At 56.2% G+C, this 21,503-nt stretch carries 15 protein-coding genes and 1 tRNA gene; all 16 read right to left on the reverse strand.

From position 1 onward, the window contains the following. Positions 1-19 precede the first annotated feature (19 nt). Complete coding sequence (locus tag PZBJ_RS19120) at positions 20-322, reverse strand: BrnA antitoxin family protein (protein ID WP_101763793.1); 303 nt, start codon at positions 320-322, stop codon at positions 20-22. Then, positions 309-602 carry a BrnT family toxin gene (locus PZBJ_RS19125; protein WP_101763794.1) on the reverse strand — a complete coding sequence of 98 codons (294 nt, stop codon included), beginning with the start codon at positions 600-602 and terminating at the stop codon, positions 309-311. Before PZBJ_RS19125 ends, PZBJ_RS19120 begins: the two co-directional genes overlap by 14 nt. A gap of 176 nt (positions 603-778) precedes the next feature. After that, positions 779-1,783: a family 8 glycosyl hydrolase gene (locus tag PZBJ_RS19130; protein WP_101763795.1), complete on the reverse strand. Its 1,005-nt coding sequence runs from the start codon at positions 1,781-1,783 to the stop codon at positions 779-781. A gap of 9 nt (positions 1,784-1,792) precedes the next feature. Then, a complete protein-coding gene (gene bcsD / locus PZBJ_RS19135) occupies positions 1,793-2,239 on the reverse strand; it encodes a cellulose biosynthesis protein BcsD (RefSeq protein WP_008104594.1) in 447 nt (148 codons plus the stop codon). Further along, complete coding sequence (locus PZBJ_RS19140) at positions 2,239-6,042, reverse strand: cellulose biosynthesis protein BcsC (protein ID WP_101763796.1); 3,804 nt, start codon at positions 6,040-6,042, stop codon at positions 2,239-2,241. The genes bcsD and PZBJ_RS19140 overlap by 1 nt, the downstream gene beginning before the upstream one ends. 11 nt (positions 6,043-6,053) lie before the next feature. Then, entirely contained in the window at positions 6,054-8,585 is a 2,532-nt protein-coding gene (bcsB, locus tag PZBJ_RS19145) for a cellulose biosynthesis cyclic di-GMP-binding regulatory protein BcsB (RefSeq protein ID WP_101763797.1), read from the reverse strand. After that, entirely contained in the window at positions 8,582-10,687 is a 2,106-nt protein-coding gene (gene bcsA, locus PZBJ_RS19150) for a UDP-forming cellulose synthase catalytic subunit (protein ID WP_101763798.1), read from the reverse strand. Before bcsA ends, bcsB begins: the two co-directional genes overlap by 4 nt. 54 nt (positions 10,688-10,741) lie before the next feature. Then, positions 10,742-11,542 (reverse strand): cellulose biosynthesis protein BcsQ, encoded by an 801-nt coding sequence (gene bcsQ, locus PZBJ_RS19155; RefSeq protein WP_101763799.1) that lies wholly within the window; start codon positions 11,540-11,542, stop codon positions 10,742-10,744. Beyond that, positions 11,533-12,192 carry a cellulose biosynthesis protein BcsO gene (bcsO, locus tag PZBJ_RS19160; RefSeq protein ID WP_101763800.1) on the reverse strand — a complete coding sequence of 220 codons (660 nt, stop codon included), beginning with the start codon at positions 12,190-12,192 and terminating at the stop codon, positions 11,533-11,535. The genes bcsQ and bcsO overlap by 10 nt, the downstream gene beginning before the upstream one ends. A gap of 473 nt (positions 12,193-12,665) precedes the next feature. Further along, positions 12,666-13,676 carry a dipeptide ABC transporter ATP-binding subunit DppF gene (gene dppF, locus PZBJ_RS19165; protein ID WP_101763801.1) on the reverse strand — a complete coding sequence of 337 codons (1,011 nt, stop codon included), beginning with the start codon at positions 13,674-13,676 and terminating at the stop codon, positions 12,666-12,668. Further along, positions 13,666-14,652 carry a dipeptide ABC transporter ATP-binding protein gene (gene dppD / locus PZBJ_RS19170; RefSeq protein ID WP_008104610.1) on the reverse strand — a complete coding sequence of 329 codons (987 nt, stop codon included), beginning with the start codon at positions 14,650-14,652 and terminating at the stop codon, positions 13,666-13,668. The genes dppF and dppD overlap by 11 nt, the downstream gene beginning before the upstream one ends. A gap of 12 nt (positions 14,653-14,664) precedes the next feature. Continuing rightward, positions 14,665-15,567 carry a dipeptide ABC transporter permease DppC gene (gene dppC, locus PZBJ_RS19175; protein ID WP_101763802.1) on the reverse strand — a complete coding sequence of 301 codons (903 nt, stop codon included), beginning with the start codon at positions 15,565-15,567 and terminating at the stop codon, positions 14,665-14,667. Between the two features lie 9 nt (positions 15,568-15,576). Continuing rightward, the gene (gene dppB, locus PZBJ_RS19180) at positions 15,577-16,596 is read right to left on the reverse strand and encodes a dipeptide ABC transporter permease DppB (protein WP_101763803.1); all 1,020 of its coding nucleotides are present in this window, start codon (positions 16,594-16,596) and stop codon (positions 15,577-15,579) included. A gap of 198 nt (positions 16,597-16,794) precedes the next feature. Continuing rightward, positions 16,795-18,405: a dipeptide ABC transporter periplasmic-binding protein DppA gene (gene dppA / locus PZBJ_RS19185; protein ID WP_101763804.1), complete on the reverse strand. Its 1,611-nt coding sequence runs from the start codon at positions 18,403-18,405 to the stop codon at positions 16,795-16,797. Positions 18,406-19,362: 957 nt separating this feature from the next. Then, positions 19,363-19,439: transfer RNA gene (locus PZBJ_RS19190), tRNA-Pro, on the reverse strand. Positions 19,440-19,543: 104 nt separating this feature from the next. Then, positions 19,544-21,235 carry a kdo(2)-lipid A phosphoethanolamine 7''-transferase gene (gene eptB / locus PZBJ_RS19195; RefSeq protein WP_101763805.1) on the reverse strand — a complete coding sequence of 564 codons (1,692 nt, stop codon included), beginning with the start codon at positions 21,233-21,235 and terminating at the stop codon, positions 19,544-19,546. Positions 21,236-21,503: the final 268 nt, after the last annotated feature.

The raw sequence follows: 21,503 nt of genomic DNA on the forward strand, positions 1-21,503 counted from the left end.
TTGTAAAGCCGCCCGGGCACTATTTGCTTTCTAATTCGCGCAGCATTGCCGCGCGCAAAATGGCGTTCAAACGCGTCTGGTACCCTTTACCCGGCGCTTTCAACCACTCAAGCACATCCGCGTCAATTCTGACTGAAGCCTGTGTTTTAATCGGACGATAAAATCGCCCGCTGGAAGCCCTGTTCCAGAAACGTTCATTTAACGGGGCGATTTCACCGCAATCAATCTCGCTATCCGGCTTTTGACTCAGCGCGTCCAGTTCAGATTGCAGGCTATCCGAAAGCGGCGGTAATTCGCTGCGTTTAAACTTAACCTTGCTCATAGCGTCTCCTCTCATTGCGCGTGGCAGGACGTGCACTAATGATGCGAATAATCTCAGTGCCCTGCTCGAAACGTACCGTGTGGGCCACCAAAATAATAATATGGCCCATAACATTACCTATTGATTGCCAGCGATATTCGCCATTCTCACAACGACCCTGGCTAGACAGATGAAAAGGATCATCAAACACGCGCACGGCAATTTCGAAGCGGATGCCATGCTTGCGGTGATTAGACTCTGCTTTGCTAAGGTCCCACTCAAATTCAAGTTCCGTTTGCATTTTACCATACACTTTTGTCTATACATTTTAGCATGACAAATTTGCATGTGTGTCAGTGCTGCCATTTTGATCGCGTTCAAGAAATCAAAGATAAGCAGCGCAATGAAATGAGATTCAGACAAGGCTGGAAAATATGGCCTGGCCGTCATTTATGTCGACCAGGCCAAAAATGAGATTTAGCGCTTTTCCTGATATGCCAGCCAGGTCAGCAGCTGCAGGCTGGCGGAAAAGTAGTTTTGATCCGCTGCCAGCGTGTCATTGAGATACTGGGTTTGGCCCAGGGTTAAATCGCGCACCGCAATCAATCCCCCCTCCATGTTGTACGGCGCTGGCGTGTTGCCCAACACATCATACCAGGCGGGCGTGGTCATGCGCGCCGAACCTTGCCAGACACGCTGGAACGGCACCAGACGCAGGCTTTGCGGGTCGTACCACCAGATATTTAGCGGAATACGAATCGCGTCATAGCTGAAGCGATTGGAATAGCCGACCGCCGGTGCCACAGAACCATCAGCATTCAGCGCCACCCAATCGAGCGGCAGGCCGGTTTTGCCGAAGTGCATCTCACCCAGCAAATCCATGCCGTCATCAATCAGCTCATTCCAGATACGCAGATGGCTGTGTTCCGCAAACTCGCGCCAGGCCTCAAACAGGAAATAAGAGGGATTAAGCACCACGTAGCTGGTTTTGTTGAAGCCCTGCGCGCCCGGCAGCATCACTTTATGTCCGCCGTAGCTGATCACATTCAGCTTCACGATCGCACGCTGAATGCGGTCGGAGGCCTGCTGATAATCGCCGCCCCACTTCTGTGCCGCACGTTGCAGCGCCCAGGCAATCAGGACATCACCATCGGAAGCGTTATTTTTGTCGGCAATCGGATCGGCGGCGCCTGGCGTGTAGCGCCAGTAGAACAGATCGTTTTGCGGATTACGCAGATGGCTGCGCGTCCACTGCCACAGCAGATCGAAAGTGGCGCGATCGTCATGCGCCACCGCCAGCAACATGCCGTAGCCTTGCCCTTCGGTATGGCTAACGTTGTTGTTGGCCGTATCGCTGATTCGGCCATCGCTGCCCATAAAACGGCTTTTATAGGTACTCCAGCCATCTGCGGCCGCCTGAGCGCTAAAAAACATCACCATGAAACACAGCATCCATTGACGCCAGAACCGCATCACTCTCATTACAGCATCCTATTGATATCGATAGTGCAGCGTGCCGCCGTCGTTGTTCTCCAGCGTCACCGGCACCGCCGCGCTGCCGCCTTGTGCCTGCAGCCACTGCGCATACACGCCCGCCAGCACCGCGCTCAACGCCAGCTGCCAACGTTCAACACCGACGTTGCTGTCGCCCTGCGGCAGCGCGTGGTGCTGAATCAGAATGGCATTCTCCTGCGGCTGTAACTGCACAAAGCCCCAGTTAAATCGCGCCAGCTGCAAATTCATTTCACGCTCCAGATCCTGCACGGTGCGCGCGTCGGGTAAAGGATAGCGTGTTGCCAGCGATACGCCGACGCCGTTGAGAAAGCCTTCCGCTTCCTCGCCCGCGTTGTCCAGCATGCTCTCAATCATCGCGCTCACCAAATCAAACCAGCCCGGCTGATGCGGATGGCTGACGCGTGCGGTTACTTGCTCACTCATTAGTAATCTCCGAACATGTAACGGAAGTACAGATTGGCGGTGCTCTCGTTGTAATCGCCAAAGGTGTCGTAGCCAAGTTGACCGCCCACGGTGACATCTTTGTTGATCTTATAATCCGCACCGGCATGCAGGTTGTAGCCAATGCCGTTTTTGCTGTCGCCGCTGTAGAACGCATCCTTAACGTAGCCTTGATCGGCCAGACTTTGCAGCTGCGCCTGCAACGACGGATTATTCGGGAAGTAGGCGCTCTTATCCTGACTGTAGGATTGATAACCCACCGAACCGCCGACGTTCACTTTCAGATCGTCAAACTTGCGGCTGAATTCGATAGGGAACGACACCGACGCATAGTTCTGCGGGCTGAAGTAACCGCCCTGACCGTAGCTGAAGTAGCTGAGGTTTTTCGAGTAATCCATCCACGACAAGCTCATGCCGACTTTCAGCTCGCGATCGTCGAGGTGATACGGACGCACATACGCGCCTGCGGTCGCCTGCACGCTGTTGTTGCTCGCCACGTTTTCGCCGATGTAGCTGTACGCGCCGCCGCCGACATAAAAACCGGCATCGCCGTTGTCGTAACTCAGCAAGGCGTTACCGCCGTTTTTAGTCACGCGGCCCCAGCGTTTACCGCTGGTTTTGTCTTCGACGCCGACATACGACAGCAAACTGTCGGTCATCGCGCGGCGTTCACCGGTAAGGATCAGCGTCAGGAAGTCGGTCAGCTTCGGCGACCACTGCACGCCGCCCACCAGCGTACTCAAGTCCTGACCCAGCGGCGTGCTGCCGAGGTCAATCTTGTAGCTGTCGCCCTTCAGCGCCATGTTCAGCTCCACGCCGGTCGCGGATTGCGAATCGGTGGTGGAGTTGGGCGTATCATCAATTTTCGCCGCACCGGAGGCAACCACGTTGCCCTGCACCAGCGCGTTGGTGCCGAATCGACGCCATGCGTCGCCACCGGCGCTGCCGGCGGTGAGGGAAACCGGCGTCATGGTGAAGTCGAAGCGCGACTCGCCAAACGGCACGGTGGAGAAGGTGAGCGGCGCTTTGGCTTCGGTGAGTTTGCTCAAGCCTGATTCGCCATCACGACCGCGTACCTGCATTTCACCCTGCACCCAGGTGCCGGTTTTCTCTTGCAGGTCATCCATCATGTTGTCGATTTGGCGCAGCGTCTGGCTCTGCTGAACCGCCGGGGTGTTGCTCGCCAGCGTCACGCCTTCGGCGCTGCTGGTAGCCGCCGGTGCCGACTGCCACGGCATCACCGCGCCATAGCTGGAAGGCGTACGCCCCACCGGCGAGGTGCCGCGATTGATAAACGGATTGTCGGCCAGCGCCAGACCACCTACGCTTGGCACGCTGCCGGTTTCTGCGCCCTGCAGACCAATCAGCTGACCGCGCGCGGTGCGCAGGTAGCTCATCGCTTGGCTGTGTTCGCCGTTGGCTTCGGCCACGCGGGCTAACAGCAGCAAGCGATCCGGCGACTGCTCGTTGCGCAGGCCGCGCGTTAAGGTATTGGCTTTGTTGACGTCATTCTGCGCCAGCGCCACGTTGATGGCGCCGGTGCGCGCGTCTTGCGTTGGCGTATCCTGCGTCATCAGGTAGTCGTACACCACGCCCGCTTCTTTATTCATCTTGCCGGACTGATAGAGTCGCGCCATGGCGAACATCAGATCGCGGTTCTGCGGATCGTGCTGCAGCGTGCCCACCAGCTTGTCGTAAGCGGCGGCGTACTGTTTCTGCTCGCGCAGACGATCCACTTCGTTGATCACGTAGCCGTTGCGGATGCCCGCCAGCTGGGTTGGCGTGCTGCGTGCCTGCAGTTCCGGGCTGCTGAGGAAGCTCTGCGCTTCGGTATTCAGCCCGGCCTGATTCAGCACCGCCACCTGCGCGGCGTAATCACCGGCATTGCCCTGAATGCCGCGCTGCATATTGCTGCGCACCACGGACACCGCGCTGGTGAGATCGCCGGCTTTTGCCAGCTTCTGCGCCAGGTTACCGGCATCCACCGGATTGGCGGGCGGCGTAGAGGCCAGCGCGCGCAGGGTGTTGGCCGCTGCCGCGTTCGAGCCCTGCGCCAGATACTGATCGGCGGTAGCCATCTGCAGGTTGAAGTTGACGCGCTGCGCCAGCTCGCGCATATCGCTGTTTTTGCTGCTGTTGGGAATGCGAGACAGCAACTGACTCGCCTGCTGCCACGCGCTGCTTTCGCTGGCGTTTAACGCACCTGCATAGAGTTCGGTGGTGCTGGCGCCGCTGCGCATAGTGGGCTGCATGATATTGGCCGCCATCATGTTATTGCCCTGCGCGCGGTAGAGACGTGCCAGATCGAGACGCAGCCAGCCATCGTTGGGATAGCGCTGAATACCCGAGGTCAAGGTGGCGATGGCGGCGCTGTTATTGCCCGCCGCCACTTCACGTTTGGCCTGGGCACGAATTGGATCGGTGCTGCTGCCGCGCGGTGCCACGCTTTGACGCACGCTGTCGGGCAGTGATGCCAGCAGCGTGTTGGCTTCTGCGCCCCGGTTCTGCTGACGCAGCACGTAAAACAAGCCTTCTTTGGCGTTGCGGTTATTGGCATCGCTTTGCAGGATGGCGCGATAGGTTTGCTCCGCTTGATCGGGCTGATTGCTGCGACGCTGCACATCGGCGCGGAACAGTTTGGCCGAGACGCCTTTCTCACCGTCGGCCTGCGCCAGCGGTTCGCTCAGCGCCAACGCCTGCGCGCTGTCGCCATTTTTCAGCGCCTGCTGCGCGGAGGCCAGCTGCGCGTAGAAACGTGCATCGGCGGCCTGCTTCTGGCGCGTGTCGCTCTGATCGCCACCCATCTGCGCCGCGCGCGTCAGGTAATCCGCCGCTTCGGCATAACGTCCGGCGCGCTGGGCCACATAGCCCATACCGGCCAGCGCATCCGCATCTTGCGGGTTAGCTTGCAGTACTTTCTCAAAGTTGTTCTGCGCGTTGCTGACGTCGCCGCTGTTCAGCGCGGTAAAGCCCGCGCCCTTCTCCGCACCGCCAACGTTTTTACGGTAGTAATCCAGCACCGCGTTGTCTTGCGGATGGCGCTGCTGCCAGGTTTGATACAGCGACGCATCGGACGCCTGCGGACCCAGCCACAACAGCGCCTGACGCAGCGAACGGTCCGCTTCTTTGTTGCCGTCTGCCAGGCTGGCGAGCACATCGATACCCTGACGACGCGTTGCTTCCTGATAGGTCAGCGCTTTTCCCAGCGCCAGTTTGGCACCGGTATCCTGCGGATGATCGGCGGAGAACTGGCGCAGCGCTTCAACCGCCTGCGGCAGCAGCGAACGATCGCCCGCCATGGTCAGATAATATTCGGCTGCCACGCTCGGCGGCGGTTCGTTGCCGCTGAAGGTGTTACGCCAGGTTTGCAGCGACGCCGCGATGTTGCCGCTGCGTGCTTGCTGGCGCGCTAACTGCAGCTGCGCCTGCGGAATGGTTTGCAGCTGGCGGGCGTTATCCAGCTCGGTGAGATGCGGATCGTTTGGCGAGGCCGCGCTCAGGCGCGCACGCCACTGCGCCGCCTCCGCCGTGCCGCCGCTCTGCTGTGAATAGAGCGCCAGCAGATAAAGCGCCTGCGTGTTGTTGGGCTCAACCATCAGCACTTTCTGCAGCGAGGCTTTGGCCAAATCGTCATGCGCTTTCTGGTGCCAGTAAGCCGCCTGATCGAACAGCGCCTGTAACGCAGCATTACTGCTCTCCGCCGCCAGCAGCGACTGAGAGAGCGTCAGCGCGCCACCCAGAATCAAGGCATGGCGAATACCGGCACTTAACAGATGTTTTTTCATTGTTTTTATCCTTACTTCTTGCCGGACTTGCTATCAACTTTTGGGTTGAGACGACGCCACGCATGACGTTTCAGCATCACCCACGCACCGCCGCCGACCAACGCTGAAAGCAGCAGCGCCGCCAGCGCCATCAGCACCGAGTGCTGGTTGGCATACCACACCACCATCATGTACCACGGCATTTCGCCGCTCGGGAATTGCGGGCCAACGCGGAAACTGCGGATGCCGTTCTCATCGGTGATGATGGCGGTATCGCCGCGAATCCCGGCGTTGATGCGTGCAGAATTCAAGTCTTCATGCAGGCGCAGCAGTTGCTGATCGCTGGTCGCCACCGTCATCACCACTAAGCGATCCGGGTTCCACGGCGAGCGATAGCTGACAAAGCCGCGCCACGCTTCGTTGGAGGAGAAGTAACGATCGGCATCCAGCGGCTGGCGATACCAGTCGCCGGTCAGCCAGCCACGCAGTTTGTCCCAGGTGGTGGGCTCTTTCACGCCCAGCGTGTTGCCGCTGGTATCGAACGGCGTGTTGGCCAGCATTGCCTGGTTGAACTCGTTGTTCTGCGTGGTGCTGACCGCCAGCAGATCGCTCTGCTGCAGGCGCGTCATGTTGGTGCCGCCGTTTGGCAGGCCAAACAGCACCTGATTTTGCAGCAGCGGCACGCCGGTAGCGTTACCGGCGCGTGAGGCCATATCCAGCAGCGTGGCGATCTCCGCATCGCTTGGTTGTTCCGGCAACAGCAGCGTGGTCTGCGAGAAGTCCGCCAGACGCGAGAACGGGAACGAAGCGCCAACAAAGTAAGAGAGATTTGGCAGCATGGTGAAGTGGCGCGTATGGCTCAGATCGATCCACGAATCCTCTTCAATGCGGCTCTTAATGTTGTTGTTCAGCAGCACGCCGCACGGCGCATCCGCTTTCGGCTTGATGTTGAAGTAGAGCGCCAGCTGATTGTCACCGTAAATCAGGTACGGTTCGAGCTTCAGGGTGTAATGCTCCTGACGCGCGTCGCCGCCCAGCCGATGCCAGGCGCTCTCCAGCAAGCCGACTTTATTCACCGTAAGATTGCGCAGGAATGTGCCGTTAATCATTACGTTAAGGAACGAGTTGTCCTCATCAATCCAGCTTTCGGATGGGAAGCGATAGTGCAGCTCCACCGGAATGGTGTCGCCATCCCACAGGAACAGGTCTGGCGCCGCGCGGAAGTTGACGCTCAGCGCATCGTGCCAGATGCCGGTGGTGGTCAGGCTCTGATCTTTGCGCAGCAGTTCGCTCAAACGCACCGGGCGCGTGGTGTTGATCCAGCGCGGCGCATCGTACGGCTTACGTTCACCTATCGGCTGCGGCTGCACGTTAAGGCTGCTGGCATCGGTCGCCAGCGGCTGAGTGGTTAAACGGTTAGCGGCCTGACGTAGCTGATCGTCATTTGCGCCCACCACCAGCAGCAGTTTGTAGACCGGATTGTTCGGGTTATCGATCACCTGCAGCAGCGGACCACTGGTGGCTGGCAAGGTTACGGTACCAATTTTTTCGCCCGGATGGCCGACCAGAATGCCGTTGTGTTCAGGCAGATCGCCGCGCACCACCGGGAAACGGATGCCACGATAATCCGACTGAATGCCCATCCACGATGCCACCAGCGCAGCGGCGCTGATGCTGTCCGGCGCGAGATTGGCGGCAAAGCCAAAGGTGACGCTGGCGGGCGTCATGCGCTGCGCATCGATAAACGGACGCGGGAAGTTACGCAGGCTGGTGCCGATGTTCAGCTGCTGCCCTTCGAGGCTCAGCGTGGTCTTCGGCAAAATCGATACCTGATACTGCTGCGCGCTCTCTTTCTCGCACAGCAGCTTGTCGGCATCGTTAATCTTGAAGCTGAGGTTATTGCTGGACACCACCATCGCCGCCGGAATATCCAGCTGGTAATCGCTGACATCGCTGTCGCTGGCGCCCAAAGGCAAGGTACCCAGCGGCTGACCGTTCAGCATCAGCTGCAGCGAGGTGTTACGCGCGGCCAGCGCCGCCGAGACGCGCAGCGACAGATTAAGACGCGCGTTGGTGATCACTTCATCGCTGGGCAGCGTGAACATGATGCCGGATTGCAGCTGGCCGCCGGTCAACGTAATGCCGCGCGGCTGGCCCATTTGCGCCACCGAAACGGTGCTGCTGATTGGCTGGTTAAGCGTCACGGAAGACGTTTCTGGCATCATCGCCGGTGCGGTTGGCGCTACCGTTGGCAGCACCATTTCTGGTGCGGCAGCAGGTTCGCTGGGCGCAGGTTCAGCAGGCGCGTTGTTTTCCGTTGTCGATGCGGCTTCCGGTGCGGTTTCGGGAGCAGTTTGCGGTGCGGTTTCCGCTGGCGCATAAGGTGCGGCACCCGCTGCCTGTTGCAGCTGCGGATCGGCAGCGCTTTCGATGCCTTGCGGCGGCGGCACGTCTGAAAGTGCAGCGCTATCCTGAGTGACTGGCGGGGTTTCGGCCCACGCTGGCGCGAGCAGCAGCGCCGTTGCCAGCGAGCTTGCCAGCAACCTTTGCGTCAAATTCTTCATGCAGCGCTGTCCTCTTTTACTGCGGGCTGGTTGTCACGCTTACGCTTCTCACGGCGATCTTTCCAGGTCAGCCAGAACAGCTCAAAGACGGTACGAATAATGGTGCCAAGCGAAACCAGTGGATTGTCTTGCTTATACTCTGGCTGAATCCACGCATCGGCACGCGCCAGTACCACGCGCACCAGCTCACGGCGGCGCGACAGCGGCATATCGCCAAAGCGCAGACGGATGCTCTCCTCATCGCCGGAGATTTTGTTCACCGGAATGGTGATGGTGCCCGACTTCAGCAGCAGATCGATCTCTTCAATTTCATCGTGCTCATGACGATTGTCCGGCGCATCCAGCTGCGCGCCGCCCATCGACAGATCGCTGGTTTTCGTGCGTGACGAGATGCCGCTAGCGTAGTGAATCACCGCCGGGATCTGCACCTCAATACGAATGGTTTTACGCACCTGCTTGGTTTCGCGCGCCACGGCAATCGCCGCCATCAGGATAACCAGGCTGAATACCGCCCAGCCGACGTTGAGCGCAATAACGTAAGGATCAACGCCAAAGTAGTCATGCGCGGTGGCGCGCACCACGCCCGCGATGATGCCGATCGACAGCAGCACCGCGACAATCACATGTGGACGCACGATGTGGAAGTCGAAGAAGCCCTGATCGAGCAGGCCGCCTTTATCCGTTACGTTAAACTTACCGCGCTTCGGCGCCAGCATGGTGAGCAGCGTTGGGATGACGAGGTGGAAGCACATCACGGTTTCGTAGATTTCGCCCCAGAAGGTGTAACGGAACTTGCCGTTCATTCGCGAGTTGACGTAGAGCGACATCACCAGATGCGGCAGGACGTAGGCGAAAATCAGCGAGGCTGACGAATGAATGATATTCAGGTTAAACAGCAGGTAGGCCAGCGGTGCCGTCAGGAACGCCACGCGCGGCAAGCCAAACTGGAAGTGCAGCATGGCGTTGAGGTAGCACAGACGCTGCTGCCACTTCAATCCACGGCCAAACAGCGGATTATCAACGCGGAAGATCTGCGTCATGCCACGCGCCCAGCGGTTACGCTGCACGACGTGCAGGCCAAGACGCTCGGTCGCCAGACCGGCCGCCAGCGGAATCGCCAAAAAGGCCGATCCCCAACCGCGACGCTGCATTTTCAGCGCGGTATGCGCATCTTCGGTCACGGTTTCCACCGCAAAACCACCGATCTCTTCCAGCGCGCTACGGCGAATCACCGCACAAGAACCGCAGAAGAAGGTGGCGTTCCAGTTATCGTTACCCTGCTGCACCGGGCCGTAGAACAGTGAACCTTCGTTCGGGATGCTGCGCGCCGCGCGCAGGTTACGCTCGAACGGATCCGGTGAATAGAAGTAGTGCGGGGTTTGCAGCAGCGCCAGCTTTGGATCTTTCAGGAACGGACCGACCGTCGCCTGCAGGAAGGTGCGCGTGGCCACGTGATCGCAGTCGAAGATGCAAATCAGCTCACCTTTGGTGATCTTCATCGCGTGGTTGAGGTTACCGGCTTTAGCGTGATTATTGTCGTCACGGGTGATGTAACCCACGCCAACATCGGCGGCAAATACCGCAAACTCACTGCGCTTACCGTCATCCAGCAAATAGACCTTCAGCTTGTCACGCGGGTAATCAATACACTGCGCCGCCAGCACGGTATCACGCACCACATCGAGGCTTTCGTTGTAGGTCGGAACATAGACATCCACCGTCGGCCACAGGCTGGTATCATCCGGCAAAGGTTCGATGGTGCGTTTTAATGGCCAGGTGGTTTGCAGGAAGCCGAGAATTAAGATCAGCCAGACATACAGTTCGGCCAGATATAAGCCGATACCGAGAATCGCTTCAATCTCAGAATTAAATTGCAGCGTCTCCGTAGTACGCCACCAGATATATCGGGTCGACATCAGCGCGGATAAGATAACCATAACGATGGTTATTTTGCGGCTTTTGCTGAAGCCCAGTAAAAACATCATCCCGATGCTGATTAAGCCAAATATATATTGCTTCTGGCTGTCCATAGGCGTGATGACGATTACCGCCGCCACCGGTGCAAGCACCAGCAGCAGCAGGTAAAACCCGAGTTTACTCATGATTCACCCTGAAGAAGCTGTGTTGTTATTATGTGGCCGGAGTCGGCCTCATTATTAATAGTGGCTGCGAAAAGGTGCCTGAACTTCGCCGTTACCCACGGTGATATCCAGGATATTGGCTACGCGTTTTGCCACTAATTCGATATCAAACGCAGCTGCAGACGCTGGGCTGAAATCATAAACCGATTGTTGCGAGGCATTGGCTTCCGCGACGCTTTCATCACGATGAACCACGCCTAATAAGTTCTCACCCAACCGCTGCTGCATAAAAGCGGTGACTTCACGGCTAATATTGCGGCGGTTATCGCTCTGGTTAAGGACAAAATAGTGACCACGTTTATTATTCAGCGGCCGACCGATCATGCGGTCATTTTCTATTTGCGGCAGCAACGAGACCGATGCGGTATCCGCTAACATCACCACTAAATGCATATCGGCAAGTGCCTGCATTGCTTTAAGCGCCGGACCCGGACCGGGGGGAAAATCGGCGATAATCACCAGTCCCGGATAATTCAGCACCGTATCAAGCCCGCGCTTCAGGAAATGCGGATCTTTTACCAGGTTCTCTTCAAAGCGTTCACGCTGCTCTTCGCTCACCTCGCCATACGGCATGACGAAAATATTGCCGCCGGTGGTCAGAATCGATTGGCTCCAGTCAGCCTGATCTTCAGAGCGTGCCACAAAGCCGCGACCATCATTCAGCGGTACACCGAAATGCAGGCGCAAGGCGTTCTGAACATCGAAATCGATTGCCAATACCTTGCTGCCAGCGCGAGCCAGACTCCACGCAAGGTTGGCCGCCATGGTGGTTTTCCCTACTCCCCCTTTTGGCGAGCACACACAAACTAACGGCATAGCGCAATCTTCTCCAGTAGCGGTTTTAACGGTGTTTCTTTTGACAGGTTAGCCGGCTCGGCTGGACGCGAGCGGAACAGCGCACCAAAGCGAGACGGGGCCGGCGCAGCCGGACGTGCCGGTTCAACCGCAGCGGCCAGGGTTGGCACAGGCACTGGCGCGATTGGCGCGGGAGCTGCCGGTGCGGCAACAGCAGCAGGCTGAGCGGCTGGCGCGGCGGCAGGTTTTGCTGGTGGAAACAGTGAGGTTGTCGCCTGGCGCTCGACCAGCGTGGCTTTCGGCGCTAATGGCGTCGCAGAGGAGAGCGGCTTAACCGACGGCGCGGGCGGAAACAGCGATGAGCCGCTCTCCGGTTGCGCGGCGGCAGGTGCGTTCAGGCTATCGAGAATCGATGCGCGCGTCGGGCTGGCTGGTGCAGCCTGAGCCGGTTCCGGCGGTGCGCTGAATTCATCCCCGCGAATCGGCTGTGGTTGCGGCATATCGATGCGCTGACCGCTGCCTAATTCAGGCTCTTGTTCGGTGGTCAATTGACGCAGTAACGCCCACTGACTTTGATCGGCTTCCTGCGATTGACCGGACATATCCTTAAAAGCGATGTCAAGCGTCTGCGTTTTCTCTTTAAAACGCTGCAGATCGTCGTAATTCTTCATGATCAGAGCCTGTAAAAGCGGGAGGGAATTTTCCGCGAATATATCACACACATTAAAAGACGGTGAGACAAATCTGATTACTAAAACAGCGCATTCAATAAAATAATTCTATCTTTAAGATTGAAAAAGCGGGAATGCAAAAAGCATGCAGTTATTTATGGACGGAGATTAATTAGTATCAATTAACAGAAATAATCACGCAGGGGATTTTAACCTAAGCTACTGAAAAACCTCTACTGCGCTGCAAGTTATGGATTTTATTCTGCAGTGACATTGCTCACACAATGATGATGAAAATAGGAATTTGCCTTTACGCTATATATCTTAATCAGGACCAATTGTTCACAGATGCAGTAGCGTAATGCTTTTGTCAGGGCTTTAGCAGTAACCCTTTTTGTCGTTAATTTATCTCATGTATTAATCAGCAAAAAGAAAGGCTCCCGCAGGAGCCTTGATTCATTTATGGCAGTAATTTATGACACGCCTACCGGCTGATTTTCATCCTGATCAACCGCGAAGCAGGCGATTTGCTGATCGCCATATTGCTTCAGTTTTGGCTGCAGCTGAACGCAGGTGCCAAAACGACGACGGCAGCGCGCGTTAAACGCACAGCCCGGCGGCGGATTGAGCGGGCTTGGCAACTCGCCCGTCAGTTTGATGCGCTCGCGGCGATCGTCCGGGTTGAGACGTGGTGTCGCCGACAGCAGTGCCTGCGTGTAAGGATGACGCGGATTGCTGAAGATCGCCTCTTTGCTGCCCTTCTCAACACAGCGGCCGAGATACATCACCATCACCTCATCGGCGATGTGTTCCACCACGGAGAGATCGTGCGAGATGAAGACGTAGGACAAGCCTAAATCCTGCTGCAAATCCATCATCAGATTCAGCACCTGCGCACGCACCGACACGTCGAGCGCGGAGACCGGCTCATCGGCGATCAGCACATCAGGATCGAGCATCAAACCACGCGCAATAGCGATACGCTGACGCTGGCCGCCCGAGAACATGTGCGGATAGCGATCGTAATGCTCGGTTTTCAGGCCAACCTTCGCCATCATCTCCAGCGTTTTTTCCTTGCGCTCCGCTTTGGTCAGCGAGGTGTTGATCACCAGCGGCTCTTCCAGAATCTGGCTGATTTTCTTACGCGGATTGAGCGAGCCATACGGGTTCTGGAACACGATCTGAATTTTCTGGCGACGCAGTTTCTGCGCTTGCGGATCGTGTTTCAACAGATCCTGACCGTGCCAGAACAGCTGGCCTTCGGTCGGGGTTTCAATCATCGTCAGCAAGCGGCCCAGCGTGGATTTACCACAGCCAGACTCGCCGACCACCGCCAGCGTTTTGCCGCGTTCGAGGTTGAACGAGACGCCATCCAGCGCTTTGACCAGACGTTGCTGGCCAAACAGACCTTTCTTCACCGGGTAGTGTTTTTTCAGGTCAATCGCCTGCAGCAGGTAATCCTGCTTATCGTTATCAAGACTCATAAGTCGGTCTCCCGGCATCATCCAGTGGGAAGTGACATTTGGCCTGGCGGCCAGGAATGTCGCGCAGCTCCGGCTCTTCGCGGCGGCAGCGATCGGTCACATACGGGCAGCGCGGATTTAACAGGCAGCCGGTTGGGCGGTCGTATTTACCCGGCACCACGCCAGGCAGCGAGGCCAGACGCGCTTTGTCCGCAGCAAACTCCGGCAGCGCGCGCAGTAAGGCTTGCGTGTAGGGATGACGCGGCGCTTTGAAGATATCCACCGCTTTACCGCTCTCCACCACTTGTCCGGCATACATTACGATGATGTGCTGTGCCGCTTCGGCCACCAGCGCCAGATCGTGGGTAATCAGGATCAGCGCCATGTTCTCTTGCTTCTGCAACTCCAGCAGCAGTTCGATGATTTGCGCCTGAATGGTCACGTCGAGCGCGGTGGTCGGCTCATCGGCGATCAGCAGCTTCGGTTTGCAGGCAATCGCCATCGCGATCATCACGCGCTGGCTCATCCCGCCCGACAGTTGATGCGGATAGACATCCAGGCGCGATGCCGGGTCGGGAATGCCCACCTGATCGAGCAGATCAATCGCACGCTGACGACGGGTACGTTTGCTGCCGCCCTGATGCACCTTCAGCGCTTCCATGATCTGGAAACCCACGGTGTAGCAAGGGTTGAGGCTGGTCATCGGGTCCTGGAAGATCATCGCTACTTCGGCGCCCACCAACTGGCGGCGCTCTTTTTCGGAGATTTTCTGCAGGTCGCGCTGATTGAATTCCAGTTTCTCGGCCATCACGCGGCCGGGATAATCGATCAGGCCCATGATCGCCAGCGAGCTGACCGATTTACCGGAACCGGATTCCCCGACGATGCCGACTACCTGGCCTTGCTCGACCTGATAGCTGATGCGGTCAACCGCACGGAACGGTGTTTTTTCGTCGCCGAAATGCACCGATAATTTGTCTACATTTAATAACGCCATCTCGGTGCCTCTTTACTGCTTGAGTTTCGGGTCGAGTGCATCACGCAAACCATCGCCCATGAGGTTGAATGCCAGAACCGTTAGCAGAATGGTCACTCCAGGGAATGTCACCACCCACCAGGCACTTTGCGCATACTGCAACACGTCGGAGAGCATGGTGCCCCACTCCGGCGTTGGCGGCTGCGCCCCCATACCGAGAAAGCCCAACGCCGCCATATCGAGGATGGCGTTGGAGAAACCTAATGATGCCTGCACGATCAGCGGTGCCAGGCAGTTAGGCAGAATATTGATGAACATCTGGCGCAGCGTACCGGCACCCGCCACGCTTGAGGCGGTAACGTAGTCGCGGTTAACTTCAACCAGCACCGCAGCACGCGTCAGACGGATATAGTGCGGCAAGGCGACGAAGGTAATCGCCAGCGAGGCATTAACGATCGACGGACCGAAGATTGCCACCAGCACCAATGCCAGCAGCAGGCTTGGCAGCGCCAGCATGATATCGACCACACGCATAATGATGGCGTCAACCACGCCGCCAAGGTAGCCAGCCATCAGGCCAAATATCACGCCGAGAATCAGCGACAGCACGACGACCATGCAGCCAACCAGCAGCGACAGGCGCGCGCCGTACATCAGGCGCGACAGCACATCGCGGCCCACGTCATCGGTACCGAGGATGTAGCTCCAGCTGCCACCTTCCTGCCAAACTGGCGGATGCAGCAAGGCATCACGGAATTGCTCAGCCGGTGCGTGCGGTGCCAGCACATCAGCAAAGATAGCGATTAACAGCATCAGAACGATGTAAATCAGGCCGATAACCGCGCCTTTGTTACGCCTGAAGTAGTGCCAGAATTCCTGCAACGGGGTCATCGGCTTGGGTGCAGCAGTTACGCTTGCGGGATCAACAGCAGACATGATTCCCCCTTATTTCTTATGACGGATACGTGGATTGACCACGCCGTACAACAGATCAACCAGCAGGTTGACCACGATGATCAGAATCGCCACCAGCAGCACGCCGCCCTGCACCACCGGATAATCACGGCGTTGCAGCGCTTCGATCAGCCAGCGACCGAGTCCCGGCCACGAGAAGATGGTTTCGGTCAGAATCGCACCGGCCAGCAGCGTACCAACCTGCAAACCAATCACGGTGACGACCGGCAGCATGGCGTTACGCAGCGCATGCACCACAATCACACGCATACGCGTCAGCCCTTTGGCGCGCGCGGTGCGGATGTAATCTTCACCCAGCACTTCCAGCATCGAGGAGCGCGTCATACGCACGATCACCGCCAGCGGAATGGTGCCGAGCACGATGGCCGGCAGAATCATGTGCATCACCGCATCTTTAAAATCGCCCTCTTCGCCCCACAGCAGCGTGTCAATCAGCATAAAGCCGGTGAGCGGATGACTGTCGTCGAGGAAGATGATGTCGCTGACGCGCCCGGAGACCGGCGTGAGGTTCCACTGCACCGAGACCAGCATGATCAGCATGATGCCCCACCAGAAAATCGGCATCGAGTAACCGGTGAGCGAGATGCCCACGGCAGTGTGATCGAAGATCGAGCCGCGTTTTACCGCGGCCAGCACGCCAACAGGAATGCCGACAGCGACCGCGAACAACATGGCGCAGATGCCCAGTTCCAGCGTAGCTTTGAAGCGTGGTACGAATTCGTCCCAAACCGGGATACGGCTTTTCAGCGAGATGCCGAGGTCACCGTGTAAGACGCCGTTGATGTAGGTGATGTATTGCTTCCACATCGGCTGATCGAGGCCAAACTGCGCCATCAATTGCGCGTGACGTTCAGGAGAGATACCGCGTTCGCCGGCCATGATCAGTACCGGATCGCCGGGGATCAAGTGGACAAACGCGAAGGTCAATAACGTGATACCGATGAACGTTGGGATGACAAGGCCCAAACGTCGGAGTATGAATTGCAGCATAAGCCTGGTTCTCTGACATTTCCCACAGCGTTACCGCCGGGGACAACATTGCTCAACACTCGCAGCCAGCCAAAGGCGGACGCGACGCAAGAAGCGCTTCATTAGTAGAATTTGCCGGAAAAAAAGAGCGGAATACGGGCGGCGAAGGTGCCGCCCGAGGGCCAGCAATGCTGGCCCTGACCGCGATAATCCGAAAGGTTATTCCTGGATATCGACGTTTTCGAAGTGATGTTTACCTAATGGATCAACCACATAACCAGAGACTTTCTTACTCACTGGCTCGTAGACGGTTGAGTGGGCGATGATCAGCGCTGGAGCCTGGTCATGCATCACTACCTGAGCCTGTTTGTACAGTTCAATACGTTTGTTGTGATCGGCTTCAGCACGGGCTGGCTGAATCAGATCTTCAAACGGCTTGTAGCACCAACGTGAGTAGTTAGAACCGTCTTTCGCCGCTGCACAGCTGAACAGCGTGGCGAAGAAGTTATCCGGATCCCCATTATCACCGGTCCAGCCCATCATTACGGTCTGGTGTTCACCGGCTTTCGCGCGTTTCAGGTACTCGCCCCATTCGAAGGTGACGATTTTGGCTTTCACGCCAATTTTCGCCCAGTCAGCCTGAACCATTTCCGCCATGCGACGTGCGTTCGGGTTGTATGGACGCTGAACCGGCATTGCCCACAGGTCGATGGAGAAACCATCCGCCATGCCTGCTTCTTTCAGCAGCGCTTTGGCTTTCTCAGGATCGTAAGCGTAATCTTTGATGTCGTCGTTGTAGCCCCACATGGTTGGTGGGATCAGGTTTTTCGCGGCCTGACCAGCGCCCTGATAAACGGCATCAATGATGGCTTGTTTGTTCACCGCCATGGTCAGTGCCTGACGCACCTTCACGTTATCCAGCGGCTTTTTCTCGGTGTTGAACGACAGGTAACCGACGTTCAAACCAGGCTGTTCCATCAGGTTAATTTTATCGTCTTTCTTCATGCTGGCGATGTCGGCCGGGTTCGGGTACGGCATGACCTGGCACTCGCCTTTCTGCAGTTTCGCATAACGCACAGAGGCGTCTGGCGTGATGGAGAACACTAAGCGATCAATCTTCGGCTTGGTGCCCCAGAAGTCTGGGTTAGCTTTATACAGAATGCGCGAGTCTTTCTGATACTGCTGCAGTACGAACGGACCGGTGCCCACTGGATTGAGGTCCAGCTTCTCAGGCGTGCCCGCTTTCAGCATATTGTCGGCATATTCTTTAGAAATGATTGAGGCAAAGTCCATGCCGAGGTCAGCAATGAACGGCGCTTCTGGACGCGTCAGCGTGAAGCGTACGGTGTAATCGTCAACTTTTTCGATTTTGGCGATCAGCTTAGGCATGTCCATGCCTTCGAAGTATTCGTAGCTGCCGCCAGAAACACCGTGATATTTGTTGTTTTTGTCGAGCTGACGCTCGAAGGAGAACACGACGTCATCGGCATTGAAGGTGCGGGTTGGCTTGAAGTCTTTGGTGGTTTGCCACTTCACGCCCTGACGCAGGTGGAAGGTATAAGTTTTACCGTCCGCGCTGACATCCCATTTTTCTGCCAGACCTGGCTGCAGCTCGGTGGTACCGGTTTTGAACTCAACCAGTCGGTTGTAGATCGGTACCGAGCTTGCGTCGTAGGTGGTGCCCGATGTGAAGAGCTGCGGGTTGAAGCCTTCCGGCGAACCTTCTGAACAATAAACGAGGGTTTTCGCCTGGACACCAGCGGCAACGGTCATAGCAATCAGGCTGAGACCGACCTTCAGCATCCTGGATTTAGCCAGGGAGTTGATCATGTTTTGCTCCATTGTGATGTGATGTTGTGTGCGTCGCCCGACCTCTGATTTTTTTATGCGGTTCGGGCAGGTCAATTAAGAGTAAGCAAAATGTGAGCGGTTATTTTTTTGTGCTGGCACCGTGGAATCTGTCAGACACGTCCTTCTCTACATTTTATTGACGCATCAATTTGTCAACAGTTGCAATGAACGTCAATACAGTGTGGGGTTATTTACATAGAGTGTGACTAAGTGCAAGCAACGATAAAAAACACCCTTCTCAGCCTAAGCCAAAATTAAAAAAGGTGATAAAGCGCTCAATGCCGCGTGATTATCTGGCTATGTAGTCAAATAGCAGTGATTATCACCGCTAAAAAACACACAAAACTTATTGGTAAATGTTGAATATCTGAACGATTCTGCGTGCGTTATGACGTTCAGGCAGCGGAATGTGCTAGGGAAATGGCATAAGAAATCAGCATGATGCATAAACCGGTCATAAGAAGAATGTTTCGCGAATTAAGCGCGCGGGTTCGATTTGGCGTGGGGTACGCGGGAGTTAGTGGAGATAATGGTGAGTATTGCTGGTTTAGGGGATGGAATGGGTATATTTAGGGATTTTGCTATTCGCTCGGTGCGTTGCTCAGGAAAGGCGGCTCGAACGCAAAGTCGGCGTGAATACGTCCCTGTAGCCTCGACCGCCGCATCCCTGCGGCGGACGCTTTGCTAAACGAGCCGCCTTCCCATCGCCAGGTTGGCTTCTGTTTTGCTGTTAAAAAAATGCAGAGGAGTTTGAAGAAGGATGGAATACAGGGCCGCGGAGTAAAGCTTCCGGCGCAGGGATGCGCCGGCAGAGCCCACAGGGATGTGTCCACGGCGACTTTACGGAGCGGCCCTGTATTTCAGCCTGATCGGCACAAGACCCAACAAATTACAGACGAAAAAAAACCTGCTTATAAAAGCAGGTTTCTTCAAAGATGGTCGGCGAGAGAGGATTCGAACCTCCGACCCACTGGTCCCAAACCAGTTGCGCTACCAAGCTGCGCTACTCGCCGATGGGGGCGCATATTACTGCGCTGCTAAAAAAGCGTCAATGCCTTTTACTGAAAACCCAACTGATCGCCTGGAAAGCAAGCAGCGGTCAACAACCCCAAAAAAATCACAGCGCTTTAGCAGGCGCGGCCGCTGGTGCTGAACACCAATTATTTGCGTCTTTAATTCCGCCGTCCGGCGAGGTGTAGCCGAGGCAACCCATGATGGTGTCGAACAGCTCAACATGGCGATGGGTTTTACCCACGCGCTGCTGCGCCTGTAAACGTTCGAAGTTGCTGCGGTTGGTTGGATCTTCAAGATACTTATCAGAAGCCCACACCATCATCGGTACACGGAACTGCTCCGGTGGCGCCATCTCGCGCGGCGTACCGTGCAAGTGCATATTCTCGCTGATTGATTCACCGTGATCGGAGGCGTAGAAGACAATCGCCTTCTTATCACGCAACTGATCGAGCACGCTATCCAGCATGGTATCAACATACAAAATCGAGTTGTCGTAGGCGTTAATCAACTGCGCCTTACTGCACTTCTCATCAACGCCCATGCACTCCGGCTGATAGCGCGCGAAGTCTCGCGGATAACGTTGTGAATAAAGGTAGTGCGAGCCTTTGGTGTGCAGAATCACCACGTGCTTGCCTTTCGGGAAGCGCTGTAACGATGCCTGCAACTCCGGCACTAACAGCATGTCATCGACCGCTTTGCCCTGATTACGCTTCTCTGAACCAATCTGCTCACGGAACGAGAAGTTATTGGTGTCAGCGTTATCGTAGAACCACACTTCGCTCTGCATCGCGAACAGCTCAGAGGTGAAGCCCAGCTCTTTCAACACGGCGAAAACGTTTTGTTCTTTCAGCGTGCGGCCCGGATTATCCATGGTGCCGCCTTCGCGCACGAACATACAGCGCAGCGACAGCTTGGTGGCGGTATCACAAGATTCACCACGGAACGCGACCAGGTTCTTCTCTTTCGACAGCTTCGGCGTGGTATCACGATCGTAGCCGAGCATGCCCATGTGATCCCAGCGCGTGGTTTCGCCAATCACAAACACCATATAGGTATCGTCGATGCCCGCAGGCGCGACGTAAGTAAACTCTTTTGCCGGATCGAGTAACTTCTGGCCATCCCACTCTTCATCAACTTTGGTCCAGGCGAACAGGCCCAGCGCGGCAATCCAGTTGGATGGCAGATACGAGTGCGCCACCACGCCGCCATAGCTCGGCAAATCGATGTTGGTGATCTCTTCATTCACCTTCTGCAACTTGTCGAAATAGCGAATCGGCAGCCAGACCAGCGCCACGCTCAGCAGCATAATGGCTACCGGCTTCAAACGTTGCCCTGGCGTTTTAAGTTGTTCAATCAGTGTCTGGCTAAGCTTATTGCGCCAGATAAGCAGCAGCGGCAACGCACTCACCAGCACCATCCACAGCACGAAATGCAGACCAATCACTTCTTTAGAGAGATCGATATCGGTGGTCATCACCGAGGCGATAATGCCGTAGCCAATCACCACGTTGAAGAACGCCATGTAATAGGCGGCGGCAACAGAGATGATCACGGTGAGTGTGGCGAGAATGCGGTAAACCCATTTGCCGCCCAGCGACAGCAAGCGCATCAGGAAGAAAGTCAGCAGTACCGCTGCCATCACTTCCGCCGCTGCAGAGAGCCAGTTAGAGATATTGGATTTCGTTAAGAAGCCGTCAAAGCGGCGATAAAATATCGGTAAATTCAGTAAGATACCGAGATATAACGCAAGCAGCAGAGACAGCTTTTGCTGCGTTAAACTTTTAATATAATTCATGAAAATTTTCTATTCCCGACCTGGTGTCGTTGTATCAACCGTTATGTGACTGTTTAAAGACAGCAGAGTTCGCTAAACCGCATTAAAAGCGTGACGCAAGATGCAGGATCGGGACGATTCCGACTGGCGAAAGGGCGATGGCGCGAAGCCGAGCAGTAGAACATTTAACCAATGGTAAGACCAGATAAATTTTCTAATCGAACCGGTTAGCGTTTTATTCAGATGTGAAAAAGGCTCCCACAGGAGCCTGTTATCGTGAATAACATCA

Source organism: Pantoea endophytica (assembly GCF_002858935.1).
Lineage (GTDB): Bacteria > Pseudomonadota > Gammaproteobacteria > Enterobacterales > Enterobacteriaceae > Pantoea > Pantoea leporis.

Bases quoted from the DNA above. Each gene is read 5' to 3' on its own strand.
- dppD (WP_008104610.1), bottom strand. From the start codon at position 14,652: ATGGCGTTATTAAATGTAGACAAATTATCGGTGCATTTCGGCGACGAA.
- eptB (WP_101763805.1), bottom strand. From the start codon at position 21,235: ATGAATTATATTAAAAGTTTAACGCAGCAAAAGCTGTCTCTGCTGCTT.
- PZBJ_RS19130 (WP_101763795.1), bottom strand. From the start codon at position 1,783: ATGAGAGTGATGCGGTTCTGGCGTCAATGGATGCTGTGTTTCATGGTG.
- dppB (WP_101763803.1), bottom strand. From the start codon at position 16,596: ATGCTGCAATTCATACTCCGACGTTTGGGCCTTGTCATCCCAACGTTC.
- PZBJ_RS19120 (WP_101763793.1), bottom strand. From the start codon at position 322: ATGAGCAAGGTTAAGTTTAAACGCAGCGAATTACCGCCGCTTTCGGAT.
- bcsQ (WP_101763799.1), bottom strand. From the start codon at position 11,542: ATGCCGTTAGTTTGTGTGTGCTCGCCAAAAGGGGGAGTAGGGAAAACC.
- dppF (WP_101763801.1), bottom strand. From the start codon at position 13,676: ATGAGTCTTGATAACGATAAGCAGGATTACCTGCTGCAGGCGATTGAC.
- PZBJ_RS19140 (WP_101763796.1), bottom strand. From the start codon at position 6,042: ATGAAAAAACATCTGTTAAGTGCCGGTATTCGCCATGCCTTGATTCTG.
- bcsO (WP_101763800.1), bottom strand. From the start codon at position 12,192: ATGAAGAATTACGACGATCTGCAGCGTTTTAAAGAGAAAACGCAGACG.
- bcsB (WP_101763797.1), bottom strand. From the start codon at position 8,585: ATGAAGAATTTGACGCAAAGGTTGCTGGCAAGCTCGCTGGCAACGGCG.
- dppA (WP_101763804.1), bottom strand. From the start codon at position 18,405: ATGATCAACTCCCTGGCTAAATCCAGGATGCTGAAGGTCGGTCTCAGC.
- PZBJ_RS19125 (WP_101763794.1), bottom strand. From the start codon at position 602: ATGCAAACGGAACTTGAATTTGAGTGGGACCTTAGCAAAGCAGAGTCT.
- bcsA (WP_101763798.1), bottom strand. From the start codon at position 10,687: ATGAGTAAACTCGGGTTTTACCTGCTGCTGCTGGTGCTTGCACCGGTG.
- bcsD (WP_008104594.1), bottom strand. From the start codon at position 2,239: ATGAGTGAGCAAGTAACCGCACGCGTCAGCCATCCGCATCAGCCGGGC.
- dppC (WP_101763802.1), bottom strand. From the start codon at position 15,567: ATGTCTGCTGTTGATCCCGCAAGCGTAACTGCTGCACCCAAGCCGATG.